Origin of the sequence: Solitalea canadensis DSM 3403 (assembly GCF_000242635.2) — a bacterium.
GTDB lineage: Bacteria > Bacteroidota > Bacteroidia > Sphingobacteriales > Sphingobacteriaceae > Solitalea > Solitalea canadensis.
This window is the reverse complement of the sequence record NC_017770.1, coordinates 4,444,903-4,458,628: the sequence shown is the minus strand read 5'-3', so window position 1 is coordinate 4,458,628 and position 13,726 is coordinate 4,444,903. Positions and strand designations below refer to the sequence as shown.

Below are 13,726 nucleotides of genomic sequence, written 5' to 3'. Positions count from 1 at the left end.
TTATGCTAAAACAGGCAAAATCTGTAATATTACAGTTTCAAAAAGCTATCAGTCTATGCAACACATTACCGTCACCCAAAATGACTTTAGTATAACAACAGATAAATCAAAGCTTGATTTAGCGTTTGTTCATGAATATTTAGCTAATCAGTCGTATTGGGCAAAAGGGATTCCTTTTGAAAAAGTTAAGTCATCGGCTGAAAACAGCTTAACATTTGCTGTTTTATATCAAGATCACCAAGTTGGATATGCCCGTGTAATTACTGATTATACAACTATTGCCTATTTAGGAGATGTGTTTATTGATGAAGAGTTCAGAGGACAGGGTTTGTCGAAATGGTTGATGGAAACAATCATGAGCCATCCAAATCTGCAGGGTTTGCGCAGATGGATTTTATTAACATTGGATGCACATAAACTGTATGAGCAATATGGTTTTAATGCGGTTGAAAAACCTGAGCGCTATATGGAGAAGTTCAATCCGAATGTTTATTTGTAAACCAATAAGTCATCGAATTAAGAATGAGAAAAACTACGATACTCAGAAAAATTTCACTTCTCTCTTTAGTTCTTGTTTCTAACCTACACTTATTTGGTCAGGCTTACTATAGTCAATTTAAAGAGTTAGTATTGAAAAAAGATACAATTGGACAATATAAGTTACTGAAGAAATGGGAAGTGGCTAATCCGGATGACCCGGAATTATACGTAGCTGCGATTAATTTTTATGTTCAAAGGAGTCGAAAAGAGGTGTTGAGTCTGAAGAAAGAACAGGAAGCCGGGAGCTCAATAGAAATGAAGAATCAGGCTAATGAGGCAGTCGGTTACTTGACAGGAAAAGTTATCTATGAATCGAATGATCTTGATTCAGGGTTTTATTATATCAACAAAGGCATCTCAAAATTTCCTGACCGGCTGGATATGCGTTTCGGTAAGACTTACGTTCTTGGTTTAACTGAAAACTATAGGGCGTTTACGGAGGAAATTATTAAGACCGTTGAATATTCTGGCCAGATAAATAACCAATGGAAATGGTCAGAAAGCAAACCGTTGAATGATGCTAAGAATTTTATGCTTGGTTCTGTTCAAGATTATGTTTTTCAACTTTATGAAGTAAAAGATGATAATATCATACCTTACATAGGTTCAATTGCAGAATCGGTGCTTAAATTATATCCGGATCATGTTGAGAGTTTATCAAATCTTTCCATCACTTATTTAGTTAAAAAAGAATATGATAATGCTTTAATCCCATTATTGAAAGCAGAAAAACTTTCTCCTAAAGATTACATTGTATTAAGCAATATTGCCTGGTGTTATTATCAGAAAAAGGATAAGCTAAATGCAATTAAGTATTATGAATTGGTTCTAAAATATGGAGATGAAGGAGCTATGAACTTTGCAAACGAAAAGCTAGTTGAACTAAAGAAAAGTAATTGAATAGTATAATGCTGAACACATTAAAAACCATTTTAACTGGCAACACCAGCTATTTTCAGTTAATATTAAGAACACTACTTGCTTTAATGGTTGTCCTTTTTGTGTGGGTGGCGGAGTTTTATGGGTTCTGGCTAATTTTTGGCAAAGGACACTACGCGGCTCAATTAGGAGAAAAACCTGTAATTAAATTTATTCTGTTTCTTATACCCCTGATCTGGGGTTGGGTAATTACTTTATGGGATTTCAGATCAAATGCTAAAATCAAACCTTCGATTGCAAAAGCAAGTGTAATTGCATCTCTGATAATACTTTTATTTTCCGTGATCTTTGCTCTTGTAGTAATGAAGTAATGTTTTGATCAAATTTTCTTCAGATAAATTATATTTACGAAATGGAAGCAACTCAATCTTTACCTCTTTTAGATGCCGTAGAACAACGTGTTCTAGGTTCATTAATCGAAAAAAGTAAAACCACTCCTGAATATTATCCGTTAACGCTGAATAGTTTAACGGCTGCTTGCAATCAAAAGTCTTCTCGTAAACCGGTGGTTAATTATGATGAAGGTACTATCGTTGCCGCATTAGATACCTTAAAAAAGAAAGGGCTAATCTCAACTGCTACCGGAGGATCTAGTAGAGCCGTTAAATACAAGCATAATTTGGGGATTGTTTTTCCAATCGTTCCGGCAGAAGTTACACTGATTTGTTTACTGATGCTTCGCGGTCCACAAACGTTGGGAGAGTTGAATACGAACTCGGGGAGAATGTATGAATACGAATCGCTAGAGGAGATACAAGAAATGCTGGATAAGCTTTCTTCGCCTGAATTGCCTTTTGTTGTTCAACTTCCTAAAAAAGCCGGACAAAAAGAAGCTCGTTACATGCATTTATTTGGAGGAACTCCATCTGTTGAAGATGACGAAGATGTTCAACCAGAAATGCCGGTTAGCAGGGTAGCTGAACTGGAAGAACGTTTAGTTAAAGTTGAAACAGAACTTGCTGATATGAAAGAGGCTTTTGATAAGCTGATGAAAGAATTAATGGGCTAAAGGTTCCCGCTATTTAAAAAACATAAACGCTATCTTTAGCGTTTATTAAACATATTTATTGGCTTTAGGGGTGTTCCGAGCGAACTGAGATTAAACCCTTTGAACCTGATTCGGGTAATACCGACGAAGGGAAAAGCGAAGAAATTCTTCACATGCTCTAATCGGAGACTGCTAAGCCATTTACTTCATTTATTATTTACTGCAATGATTAAAGATCAATTGGTAAAATGTTTGTCTGCATTAAGACAGCAGGGATCATTGGTGCATAGTATTACCAATTATGTAGTTATGAATAATACTGCAAATGCATTATTGGCAATCGGAGCATCGCCCATAATGGCGCATTCGCATAGCGAAATAGACGAAATGGTCTCGATTTCCGGAGCACTGGTGGTGAACATCGGCACGTTGGATGAATACTGGGTTAAAAGTATGGAACTAGCCATTGGCAAAGCTAGAGAACTAAATAAACCATGGATTCTTGATCCTGTAGGTGCGGGAGCAACCAGCTTTAGAAACGCAATGCTAAAAAAGTTGATCGATTTGCATGCACCAACCGTAATTCGTGGAAACGCTTCTGAAATAATGGCATTAGCAAATATGCATAGTAAAACAAAGGGAGTCGACAGCATTCATCAAAGTAATGAAGCAGTAGAGGCGGCCCGATTACTGAGTAAGTCGACGGGGTCAGTAGTTTGTGTTTCGGGAGAAGTTGACTTTGTAATAAAAGGAAATAGAATGATTTCTATTGAGAATGGCCATTCATTAATGCCAAAAGTTACCGGCATGGGTTGTACTGCTACGGCCTTAGTAGGTGCTTTTTGTGCCGCCAATCCAGAAATTCCTTTTGAAGCTACAGCAGCGGCTATGGTTACCATGGGTATTGCCGGAGAAATTGCTGCCGAAATCTCAAATGGTCCGGGCAGCTTACAAGTCAACTTTATCGACGCATTGTATCAGTTTTCACCTGAAATAATGTTGGAAGAAATGAAATTAACCGAACATTATGAATAAGTTTCCTTACCGATTATACCTGGTTACAGATATGAAGGCTTGTCTTGGACGAGATCTGTTATGGGTAACAGAAGAAGCAGTTAAGGGCGGCGTGGATGTGGTTCAGATTCGTGAAAAGGAAATTTCGGACAAAGAGTTTCTTGGGAAAGCCATACAGCTGAAAGAAATGCTGGATCACTATAAGGTTCCGTTGATTGTAAATGACCGATTGGCAATTGCCATGAAATGTCGTGCAGCAGGGATTCATGTGGGGGTTAACGATCTGTCGCCATTAACAATTAAAGAACAGTGGGATACTTGTGAAATTCTTGGCTATTCATTGGAGTGGATTGAACAACTGAAAAGCAATGAAGTTGCAGCTTCGGATTATATTGCATTGAGCCCGGTCTTTTCTACAACAACTAAGACAAATACCATTACTGAATGGGGTTTGGAGGGAGTGCAAAAAGTAAGAGGTTTAACTGAAAAGCCGATTGTGGCTATTGGAAATATGAATAAAGGTAATATTTCGGCGGTAATTAAATCAGGAGCCGATTGCATTTCAGTGGTTTCCGCAATTTGCTCGGCAAATGAACCTTATAGGGCTGCGGCTGAGATAAGAGCGTTAATCGAACAGAGTTTATAATTATCGTCAACCAACATGAAACAATATAAATATCCTGTTGTGCTAACAATCGCCGGATCCGACAGTGGAGGAGGAGCTGGAATACAGGCCGATTTAAAGACCTTTTCAGCATTGGGTTGTTTTGGCACTTCTGCGATAACAGCAATAACTGTTCAGAATACCCTTGGAGTAACAGCTATTCACAGCATCCCAGTAGATATTGTGAAAGGACAGATTAAAGCAGTTATTGACGATCTTAAGCCACAGGCCATAAAAATCGGGATGGTACATTCTGCTGAATTGGCAAAGGGAATCGCTGAAATATTGCTAAAAGAGCCCTCTATTCCTGTAGTGCTTGATCCGGTTATGATCTCGACAAGCGGACATAAACTGATCGAAGATGAAACGGTTGATGTTTTAACAAGTCATCTTTTTCCATTGGCAACAGTCATTACACCAAATTTGGATGAAGCGGCTGTATTAACAGGTGTGAAGTTGGATAATGTAGATGACATGCAAAAAGCAGCCATTAAGTTATTGGAAACCGGATGTAGATCTGTTTTAGTGAAAGGAGGCCATCTAAAGAGCAAAGTTTTATACGATGTTTTTGTTGATGCAAACGGAAATGAACTAGTGTTTGAAGGGGAATTTATTCAAAGTAATAATGTACATGGAACCGGTTGTACGTTATCTTCAGCCATTGGCGCTTACCTGGCCAGAGGCGAACGGTTAAATGTAGCCATAAGCTTGGCCCGGGATTATATCAAAGAAGTTATTGAAGCAGGAAAGGATGTGAGAACCGGAGAGGGAAATGGTCCCTTGAATCACTTTTTTAATCCTCAAAAACTAATTAAGTATGAAATCTTATAAGCAGTTTATGCTGTCAATTCCCTAAAGAAAACAATAAAATACACTGTGATAACCACAAGTAGCAAAGGAACAACGGTTCTGAAAAGATGATTTAGGAATTCACGGTTTTTAATGGAAGCATATTCTTTATCATAGTAGCTCCAACGTATTGAAACTAAAATAAGACAGACGCTGAAAACAAACGCAGGTAAACAAACCCTCCTTGCTCAGCAATAGTTGGATTTGCTATAAAATGATTGGTTAGTGCAAAAATGATAAGGAATGTAGTGGCATAAGCTAATGACTTGACAGAATTCCATATCGATTGTTCTATCGATGAACACCACAGTTCATATCCTTGTTCGCTTGATGGGCTTAAAGAAAACTCATCGATTTCATCAAAAGAGTAATCCTTGCTAGTGTTTAATGGATCCTGCTGCATAAGTAAGCATAGTTTGTCGTATAAATAGGGGAGTTCTTTTTTAAACACTTCAGGTTTCTCAAAAAAGTTCTCAATACAAACAGCAAAAAACTCTATGGTATTAGCTCCGCCGTATGACCTGAAAAAATCTTCCTTGCCCTTTCTTACATTCATGAAAACAGGCATTCCGGCATCTTCCCACTCTTTAAAATTATCGACAAATGGATTGGAGAACAAACCTTCATTAGTTTCTTCAAATACTTCAAAGCGAAGAATATGTGCAAATTCATGTAAACCGAGATTAATGGCATCCGAAGAGTCTTCGTAGCCGTTTAAAAAATGGTTCCAGCTTAAGCAAACACTGCCATTCTCAAACGCCAAACCCTTGGCCCACCTGCGCAGCAAACGACTATAAAAGGCATCCGGAAAAATCAGAACAGCTTTTAATTCATTAAGGCGAGGCTTGGAGAAACCAAAAGTTAACTGAGCAATGGAGGCTCCGACCAAAAGCTTTACATCGTTTGTTACAACAAATCCTTCCTTGCCTTGAATTATGATTGATTTTATCGTTTGTTGTGTCCGCAATACAAAGCGTTTCTTTCCTTTCTCAGAAAGCTGGCGGTAGTAGGGAAAATATTGGAGTAGTAATTTGTTTTGATGGCTGGTTACGTTGAATGATTCTTCGACGTATTGAGCATCATGATTCTTTTTAAAAAAATAATAGTAACGGATAGCTCCCCAGCATCCAACAAACAGGTAAAAGGAAAATTCGTACAAGCAAGTAAAATTGAAAGCGGAAAATAAACTAATTTTAGCTTATCAGAAAGCTTTTGTCAACGACAGTCAGCTAAAAGTACTTTTATCGCAGTGCATAAGAAAATGTTAAAAACCATTGGAATTGATCAGATCGTAAAGATGCCGTTGGCGAATGAGTTCAAAATCGTTGAGCATGCTCCCATAAATATGCCATTAATTGATGATGCGCATAAGCATGACTTTTTTATGTTATTGTTGGTTAATTCCGGCTCAGGAACTCATACCATTGATTTTAACGAGTACGAGGTAAAAGAGCGCATCTTGTTTTTTCTAGCTCCCGGACAGGCGCATCAATGGAATCTTTCAAAAAACACATCTGGATTTCAGGTGCTCTTTTCCGATGCTTTCCTGTCTAAAACAATTTCATTGCCTTTTTTTAATGCATCGTCAACACCTGTATTATTATTAAATGCTGAACAAAACGATGAGCTTCAGCAAGAGTTCAGGTTGATGATAAAGGAATTTGAAAGAAAAGAACATACTTCAACTCAAATTCTCCAGCATCGGCTTCAGATTATATTGTTACTATTGAAAAGATGGTATGTTGAGCAGTTTCCTTTCCATTCATCGGGTTCTGATGTCCGTATGATAAACCAATTTGAGCACCTGGTAGAGAAATACTATCATCAACATAATGAAGTGGCTTTTTACGCCAGTCAGTTAAATGTTTCAGCCAATTATCTTAATGCGGTTTGTAAACGGGAGTCGTTTTACACAGCAGGGGAGTTTATCCGTAACCGGATTATGCTTGAGGCTAAACGGATGCTTATCCTTACCAATCTGGATATTAAAGAAATCGCTTTTTCACTAAGCTTTAGCGACAGCTCTTATTTCTCAAGATTTTTCAAAAAACACACTTCACTTTCTCCATTAGAATTCAGAGATAAGAAGGGAAAAACACCCGGGTTGCTCTAATCTGTCCCATAATATCACCTTATTCACGTTTAATTTTGTTCATTAATTCATTTTGTATGAAATATGGGCTTGCCATTTTTATGTTGATAACTGCAATCAGTTTTAATGCTTGTTCGCAACACAAAAAAGAAACAATGATTACATCAGATAAGGTTTTTCAAATGATTAAGAAGAATGATATTTCCGGTTTAAAAAGGTGGATTGATGCTGGTGGAAATCTGGAAGAACAAAATGATAAGGGTGAAACGTTACTTATGATTGCCACATACGAAAACAATACTGAAGCGGCAAAATTGCTTATAGCGCAAGGCTCCAATGTGAATGCGCAGGACAAGATGTTGAACAGTCCTTTTTTGTACGCCGGAGCAAGTGGGTACGTAGAAATCCTCAAAATGTGCCTTACAGCTAACCCCGACTATAAAGTTTATAATCGATATGGAGGAACCGCATTAATTCCGGCTTGTGAAAGAGGTCATATAGAAATAGTGAAGGAATTATTGAAAGACAAATCGTTTCCTAAAGATTACGTTAACCGTCTTGGTTGGACGGGCTTGATGGAGGCAATTGTATTAAGCAACGGAGGTCCGGTTCATGTTCAAATTGTTCAATTATTGGTGGATGTCGGTTGTGATGTAAACATTCCCGATAATGACGGAATAACACCACTTGCACATGCAAAACAGAGAGGTTTTAAAGAAATTGTTGTCATTCTTGAAAAGGCAGGAGCCAGATAATTTACATTGGATGAAGAGAATAATTACAGTTTTATTGGTTTTGGTAGGCTTTTCGGCTTTTGCTCAAAAAACCAAAGTTGACCTGATTATTAAGTCAGGAAAAATCATCAACGTAAAAACAGGAAAGATAGAAACAGGTAAATCAATTGTTATTAACAATGGAGTCATTGTCGATGTGGTTGATAGCAAAAAGATTTCTAAATATCAAGCAAAAGAGGTTGTAAACACGAATGGTAAGTATGTGCTTCCTGGTTTATGGGACATGCATATGCATTTTGGTGGAGGAGACACATTAATTACCGAGAACAAAAATCTTCTTCCCTTATTTATCGCTTATGGAATAACAACTGTAAGAGATGCTGCAGCTGATATCACCCCAAGCGTTCTTCAATGGCGAACAGCTATCAATAATGGTAAATTACTTGGCCCAACCATTTTTACTTCCGGACCTAAGCTGGAAGGCTATAAATCAATATGGCCAGGGGACCTTGAGATAACAACAAGCGAAGAGTTGAGTAAAGCATTGGACTCTCTTCAAAAGTTAAAAGTCGATTTTGTTAAAATCACCGATAACGCAATTAAGCCGGAGCTTTATCTTGAGGCAATTAAAGCGGCAAGAGACAGAGGCTTTAAAATATCAGGTCATGTTCCTTATTCCTTAACGATGGAAGAAGTGGTTGATGCGGGCTTGAGCTCTGTTGAACATTTAAGCTATGTATGGAAAGCCGGAACAAAAAACGAAAAAGAGATTTCGGTGAAAATTGCTAAAGGAGAGCTAAAAGGAAGAGCAATTTCAAAAGAGATACTTAAAAACTTTGATGAAGCATCTGCACTTGCCATTTATAAGAAAATGGCTGAAAAGGGAACAGCCGTTACACCTACGTTAAACATTAGTTATACAGTAGCATACTTAGATAAAAACGATCATAAGAGTGACGATTATTTAAAATACATCGGCAAAGGATTACAGCGAACCTACGACTGGCGCGCAAAGAGAGCTGCGCAAGATAATGCAGAAGCAATTGAGTTCAGGCATGAGGTTTTTGAAAAAACCGCTTCGATTTTGCCCTTGCTACAGAAAGCAGGCGTGAAAATTTTGGCTGGAACCGATGCAGGTTTCCTGAACTCTTATGATTATCCCGGCTTAGGTTTGCATCAGGAACTGGAGCTGTTAGTAAAGTATGGTCTAACTCCGCTTGAAGCATTACAAGCTTCTGTGGTTAACTCGCCGGCTTTTCTTAATAAAGATAATTACGGGGCAATTGCAAAAGGAAAAATTGCAGATGTTTTACTCTTAGATGAAAATCCGTTAGAAAACATTTCAAATACACAAAGAATTTATGCCGTAATAACCAAAGGCAAATTGTTTAACAGAAAGAAATTGGATCAACTGCTTGGAGAGGTTCAGGTACTGACATCTAAGACTAAATAAGTTTAGTAAATGGTGTTAGGATCGGGCAGGCCTATTTTTGGGCCTGCTTTTTTGTTTCTGTCTGATAGCCTTTTATAATCGGAAGTTTTCAGTATTTTTGCCGCAATCTTTAATTAATCTATATAATGATTTTGAACGGTCATTGTCAGTAGATTAAAAAAGGGGTAAGTTCTTGTAAATACGATTTTATACATATAGATAACGGTCTTTGCTGATGGGGTTTTCTCACTGTAAAGACCGTTGCCATTTTAAGATATATTATGCTTGCATAATAATTTTATCAAAAACGCTTTTAATTACCAATAAACTTTACTATTGTGCCGATTTTAATTTTCTTCTTGTGTCATTGGTTTCTTTCATTGTTTTTCCAAACATTTTTCCTGCACCGATACGCATCACACAAAATGTTTACAACCAATAAGTTTTGGGAGAAAACATTTTACTTCATGACCTTCTTCTTTCAGGGGTCTTCATTTCTGAATCCAAGAGCTTATGCAATTATGCACCGAATGCATCATGCCTATTCTGATACGGAAAAGGATCCGCATTCGCCTCACTTTTTTGATGATGTTTGGTCAATGATGTTGGAAACCCGCCGCATTTACAACAGTTATGTTATGCGATTGAAAGAACCGGAAAATGAGTTTAAAGGAAACTATCCTGAATGGCCTTGGTTAGATAAATTTGGTGATTCAATGATTACCCGAGTTAGCATCGGCTTAATTTATGTCGCTATTTATACATGGTTCATTTTTGGATTAGGTTATTCACCTTTCTTCTATTTGTTATTACCTATTCACTGGTTAATGGGACCTATTCACGGTGCAGTAGTAAACTGGTGTGGCCATAAATACGGATATGCAAACTATGATAATGGTGATAAATCAAAAAATACAACTCCTGTTGAATTTTTGATGCTAGGTGAGTTGTTCCAAAATAACCACCATAAATACCCAAATAGCCCCAACTTTGCAAAAAAATGGTGGGAGTTTGATCCTGTCTATCCTGTGATGAAAGTGATGCATTGGGTAAGAATTATTCAATTACGAAAAGTAACAACTTAGATACGCCAAAGCTCCGAAATTTCGGGGCTTTTTTATTTCCTAAAGTTATCGAATCAATGGAAACAAATGTTTAAACACATAGTTTCCTGTAAATCAAAAACTTCTCAGAAGAGCGACTGGGGGGCTTTTTTGTTAATATCATAGTAGTGTCATCTTTACACTTAGTTCTTCTCAATCAATCCTGATACATCCCTTTTTGACGGCTAATACCATTGGTTTTTATATCTACTTTCGCCTCCACTCCGAAAAAAACCAACCTATTATCTCTATTTCCAAGTATTTAAACAATTGTAATGAGATCATTTATTATTAGTCTTTCCCTATTGTTTGCAGCATTCACAGCAAACGCTCAAACCATGCCGTCTTCATTAAGTACAGATTTCAAACTTCAAAAAAAAGGACAATTTTATTTTTATTGGGGGTATAACCGTGCCTGGTTTGCCAAAAGTGACATTAACTTTTCTGGTCCTAATTATAATTTCACACTGCATGATGTAGTAGCAAAAGACCGACCGTCATCTTTATCGTGGCAGTATTTGAATATTACCGAATTCTCTGTTCCGCAATACAATTATCGCTTAGGGTACTTTATTTCCGATAAATACAGCATTTCGGTAGGATGGGATCATATGAAATACGTAATGCAGGTTCCGCAAACAGTTAAAATATCCGGACATATTGGTGAGGAAATTTCTAGTCCCGGGATTCCAACCAATAAACCTTCAGGTAATTATGCAGGAGATTATAATAATGATCCAATTAATATTTTTCCGGATTTCTTAACATTTGAACATACAGATGGCCTAAATTATATCAGTGTTGCAGGTGAACGATATGACCAACTTTGGCAATCAAAAAGGCATCCGAAGTTAGGCTTAACAGTGGTAACCGGACTTGGTGCAGGAATCGTTTTGCCTAGAAGTGATGTGCGTTTATTTGAGACAGGCGAGAACAATCATTTTAATGTTGCCGGATGGGGTATCAGCGCAAGCGCCGGTATTAAGTTCAATATTTTAAAATGGCTTTATTTTCAGTCAGATATTAAGGCCGGTTATTTAGATATGAATAACATCCATACCACTGGGCGCAACAAAATTGATGGTGCAAGCCAACACATTAAATTCCTCGAAAATTATTGGGTGCTTGGCTTCAGGATTTAACACTTTTACAATTCCTTTTAACTTAACGATCCGATCTGAAAAGACGGGTCGTTTTTTTATAAGTTTTCATCCCTTACGACTAATAGTTATTTTTAAGCATGAAAAGACAAAACATAAGTTCAGGTGCCAAATGGGAAGACATTGTTGGTTATAGCCGTGCTGTTAAAGTTGGAAATACAATTGAAATATCAGGTACAACGGCCATTGTGGATGGAAATATTGTCGGCGTTAATAATTTTTATGAACAGACTAAGTGTATTCTGCAAAAAATTGAAGAAACATTAATTAAGTCGGGTGCTTCTATGAAAGATGTAGTAAGAACCAGGATGTTTGTTACCGATATCAGCCATTGGGAAGAAATCGGCCGTGCTCATGCTGAGTTCTTTAAAGAGATTAAACCAGCTACATCTATGGTTGAAATTAAAGCACTAATTGATGAGTTCTTGTTAGTTGAAATCGAAGCAACAGCGATTATAACTACTGTATAATCCTTATTGTTAATTATTGTCCGGGATTACTTTTTGGGTTCAGGATTTCTTATCGAAGGCGAACATGCCTTACGACATGCTCTTATATGTCCAAATCCTATTAAAACTATCGATTATTAATTCTATCATTTTCCCTTCTTAATCATTTTAATACAATCCACTTTTTGGTTATGTAACAAAAAACGTACTTATACGTGAAATCAAAAAAGTAGAAACAAAGATGCTCCATATAAGGTATTTTAGTCATACAACCATTCGGTAGTTAGCAAAAACAGATCATAAATGAAGCAGAGAATAGCAATTATAGGAACCGGTATTGCTGGTATGGGAGCCGCTTATCATCTTAAAGATCATTTTAGTATCACACTCTTCGAACAAAATAATTATGTAGGAGGGCATACCAATACGCTTACGCTTGCCGAAGATGACAAGATTGTTCGTTTTGACACAGGTTTTACCGTATTTAATAAAGTTACTTACCCAAATCTTTGCCGCTTGTTTGACGAGATTAAAGCTCCGGTTATTGAGTCTAATGTTTCGTTTAGTGTGCAACATTGTGAATCGGGTCTGGAGTACTGCAGCACGGGATTTAATGGTTTATTTGCTCAACGTAAGAATATCTTCAATGTAGAGTATATTAAAATGTTGATGCAGATTGATCGTTTCAATAAAGAAAGTATTGAGGACCTGGAGAATAAACAATTTGCAGGTTATACGCTTCGTCAATATGTGAAAGAAAAGGGTTACGGACATGAAATGCTTTATAAGTACTTGATTCCAATGAGTTCAGCGGTCTGGTCAACGTCTGCCAACAGAATGCTCGACTTCCCGGCCGTAACATTGATCCGGTTTTTTAAAAACCATGGTTTTTTAGGACTAAATACACAGCATCAATGGTATACCTTACAAAATGGAAGTCATTCTTATCGTGATTTACTCATCAAATCTTTTAAAGAAAACATCGTAATTAACAAACGGGTTGTAGGGATAAAAAGACAGAAGATATACGAACGCCCTGAAGTTGTCTTGTTTTTTGAAGACGGTTCTGTTCAAAAATTTGATAAAGTGGTATTTGCTTGTCATTCTGATCAGGCTTTGCGCATTTTGGAAGATGAGGCCACCAATTTGGAATACAGCTTGCTACGGAACTTCAGGTATGAAAAGAATATTGCTACTGTTCATACCGACGAGGCGGTTATGCCTACTAATAAGAAAGTATGGTCTTCCTGGAATTGCAGAGTTGAGTCGCTAGGTAAAACCAGTACCATTTATTGGATGAATAAGCTACAAGATGTATCAAGTGATGTAAATTATTTTGTCTCTTTAAACGATCCGGGCTTGATTAACGAAAAGAAAATAATTAATTTAATTGAATACGAACATCCATTGTTCGACCTTAAAGCGATAGCCGCTCAAGAGCAGTTATATAAGTTAAATCAGTTGTCGGAAATAGACGGAGAGGAGAAAACCACTTTTTATTGCGGGAGTTATTTTAAGTATGGTTTTCATGAAGATGCTTACACAGCAGGACTCAATTGTGCAAATGCAATTAAAGTATGCGCAAACACGGCTAAAATCGCTAAATTATAGACACATTGATTGTTCTTATACAAAGACATAACGGCTTACAGAAAAAAGTAGCCGCCAATTAAACTTAAAAGGTTGGATATTGTATAAGATAAAATACCCAACCCTTTAAATATTAATGATGATCTTCTTCGTTGTGTGAAGGGTTTTCTAA

Annotated in this window: 15 protein-coding genes and 1 riboswitch; of the genes, 14 read left to right on the top strand and 1 reads right to left on the bottom strand. The window is 37.1% G+C overall.

The annotated features are described in order from the left end of the window. The first annotated feature begins 55 nt into the window (after positions 1–55). The 7 genes from SOLCA_RS18690 to thiD all read left to right on the top strand — a co-directional run bounded on the left by SOLCA_RS18690 (position 56) and on the right by thiD (position 4,976). Positions 56–499, top strand: a complete 444-nt coding sequence (locus SOLCA_RS18690) for a GNAT family N-acetyltransferase (protein WP_014682039.1) — start codon at positions 56–58, stop codon at positions 497–499. Between the two features lie 23 nt (positions 500–522). Then, the gene (locus SOLCA_RS18685; RefSeq protein WP_014682038.1) at positions 523–1,440 is read left to right on the top strand and encodes a tetratricopeptide repeat protein; all 918 of its coding nucleotides are present in this window, start codon (positions 523–525) and stop codon (positions 1,438–1,440) included. An 8-nt stretch (positions 1,441–1,448) separates the two neighbouring features. Then, the gene (locus SOLCA_RS18680) at positions 1,449–1,790 is read left to right on the top strand and encodes a hypothetical protein (protein ID WP_014682037.1); all 342 of its coding nucleotides are present in this window, start codon (positions 1,449–1,451) and stop codon (positions 1,788–1,790) included. A gap of 41 nt (positions 1,791–1,831) precedes the next feature. Next, the gene (locus SOLCA_RS18675) at positions 1,832–2,488 is read left to right on the top strand and encodes a YceH family protein (RefSeq protein ID WP_014682036.1); all 657 of its coding nucleotides are present in this window, start codon (positions 1,832–1,834) and stop codon (positions 2,486–2,488) included. Positions 2,489–2,544: 56 nt separating this feature from the next. Further along, positions 2,545–2,637, top strand: a riboswitch (TPP riboswitch). A gap of 55 nt (positions 2,638–2,692) precedes the next feature. Then, positions 2,693–3,502, top strand: a complete 810-nt coding sequence (gene thiM / locus SOLCA_RS18670) for a hydroxyethylthiazole kinase (RefSeq protein ID WP_014682035.1) — start codon at positions 2,693–2,695, stop codon at positions 3,500–3,502. Continuing rightward, positions 3,495–4,127 carry a thiamine phosphate synthase gene (thiE, locus tag SOLCA_RS18665; protein WP_014682034.1) on the top strand — a complete coding sequence of 211 codons (633 nt, stop codon included), beginning with the start codon at positions 3,495–3,497 and terminating at the stop codon, positions 4,125–4,127. The genes thiM and thiE overlap by 8 nt, the downstream gene beginning before the upstream one ends. Positions 4,128–4,142: 15 nt before the next feature. Beyond that, complete coding sequence (gene thiD / locus SOLCA_RS18660) at positions 4,143–4,976, top strand: bifunctional hydroxymethylpyrimidine kinase/phosphomethylpyrimidine kinase (protein ID WP_014682033.1); 834 nt, start codon at positions 4,143–4,145, stop codon at positions 4,974–4,976. 154 nt (positions 4,977–5,130) lie between these two features. On the opposite strand, the gene SOLCA_RS18655 is transcribed toward thiD, so the two are convergent. Further along, positions 5,131–6,153: a zinc-dependent peptidase gene (locus SOLCA_RS18655; protein ID WP_014682032.1), complete on the bottom strand. Its 1,023-nt coding sequence runs from the start codon at positions 6,151–6,153 to the stop codon at positions 5,131–5,133. Positions 6,154–6,255: 102 nt separating this feature from the next. Here SOLCA_RS18655 and SOLCA_RS18650 point away from each other — a divergent pair, with 102 nt between their 5' ends. The 7 genes from SOLCA_RS18650 (at position 6,256) to SOLCA_RS18620 (ending at position 13,575) form a co-directional block, all read left to right on the top strand. Next, complete coding sequence (locus tag SOLCA_RS18650; RefSeq protein WP_014682031.1) at positions 6,256–7,107, top strand: helix-turn-helix domain-containing protein; 852 nt, start codon at positions 6,256–6,258, stop codon at positions 7,105–7,107. 56 nt (positions 7,108–7,163) lie between these two features. After that, positions 7,164–7,841 (top strand): ankyrin repeat domain-containing protein, encoded by a 678-nt coding sequence (locus tag SOLCA_RS18645; RefSeq protein ID WP_014682030.1) that lies wholly within the window; start codon positions 7,164–7,166, stop codon positions 7,839–7,841. 10 nt (positions 7,842–7,851) lie between these two features. Continuing rightward, a complete protein-coding gene (locus tag SOLCA_RS18640) occupies positions 7,852–9,273 on the top strand; it encodes an amidohydrolase family protein (protein WP_042480182.1) in 1,422 nt (473 codons plus the stop codon). A 317-nt stretch (positions 9,274–9,590) separates the two neighbouring features. Next, a complete protein-coding gene (locus SOLCA_RS18635; RefSeq protein ID WP_014682028.1) occupies positions 9,591–10,337 on the top strand; it encodes an acyl-CoA desaturase in 747 nt (248 codons plus the stop codon). A gap of 293 nt (positions 10,338–10,630) precedes the next feature. After that, positions 10,631–11,497 (top strand): hypothetical protein, encoded by an 867-nt coding sequence (locus SOLCA_RS18630; protein WP_014682027.1) that lies wholly within the window; start codon positions 10,631–10,633, stop codon positions 11,495–11,497. A 98-nt stretch (positions 11,498–11,595) separates the two neighbouring features. Next, positions 11,596–11,985, top strand: coding sequence for a RidA family protein (locus SOLCA_RS18625; protein WP_014682026.1), 390 nt, complete (start codon positions 11,596–11,598; stop codon positions 11,983–11,985). Between the two features lie 282 nt (positions 11,986–12,267). Continuing rightward, positions 12,268–13,575, top strand: coding sequence for an NAD(P)/FAD-dependent oxidoreductase (locus SOLCA_RS18620; RefSeq protein WP_014682025.1), 1,308 nt, complete (start codon positions 12,268–12,270; stop codon positions 13,573–13,575). Positions 13,576–13,726: the final 151 nt, after the last annotated feature.

Excerpts from the sequence above, each read along its gene's own strand:
- SOLCA_RS18690 (WP_014682039.1), top strand. The coding sequence starts at position 56 with ATGCAACACATTACCGTCACCCAAAATGACTTTAGTATAACAACAGAT.
- SOLCA_RS18685 (WP_014682038.1), top strand. The coding sequence starts at position 523 with ATGAGAAAAACTACGATACTCAGAAAAATTTCACTTCTCTCTTTAGTT.
- SOLCA_RS18680 (WP_014682037.1), top strand. The coding sequence starts at position 1,449 with ATGCTGAACACATTAAAAACCATTTTAACTGGCAACACCAGCTATTTT.
- SOLCA_RS18675 (WP_014682036.1), top strand. The coding sequence starts at position 1,832 with ATGGAAGCAACTCAATCTTTACCTCTTTTAGATGCCGTAGAACAACGT.
- thiM (WP_014682035.1), top strand. The coding sequence starts at position 2,693 with ATGATTAAAGATCAATTGGTAAAATGTTTGTCTGCATTAAGACAGCAG.
- thiE (WP_014682034.1), top strand. The coding sequence starts at position 3,495 with ATGAATAAGTTTCCTTACCGATTATACCTGGTTACAGATATGAAGGCT.
- thiD (WP_014682033.1), top strand. The coding sequence starts at position 4,143 with ATGAAACAATATAAATATCCTGTTGTGCTAACAATCGCCGGATCCGAC.
- SOLCA_RS18650 (WP_014682031.1), top strand. The coding sequence starts at position 6,256 with ATGTTAAAAACCATTGGAATTGATCAGATCGTAAAGATGCCGTTGGCG.
- SOLCA_RS18645 (WP_014682030.1), top strand. The coding sequence starts at position 7,164 with ATGAAATATGGGCTTGCCATTTTTATGTTGATAACTGCAATCAGTTTT.
- SOLCA_RS18640 (WP_042480182.1), top strand. The coding sequence starts at position 7,852 with ATGAAGAGAATAATTACAGTTTTATTGGTTTTGGTAGGCTTTTCGGCT.
- SOLCA_RS18630 (WP_014682027.1), top strand. The coding sequence starts at position 10,631 with ATGAGATCATTTATTATTAGTCTTTCCCTATTGTTTGCAGCATTCACA.
- SOLCA_RS18625 (WP_014682026.1), top strand. The coding sequence starts at position 11,596 with ATGAAAAGACAAAACATAAGTTCAGGTGCCAAATGGGAAGACATTGTT.
- SOLCA_RS18620 (WP_014682025.1), top strand. The coding sequence starts at position 12,268 with ATGAAGCAGAGAATAGCAATTATAGGAACCGGTATTGCTGGTATGGGA.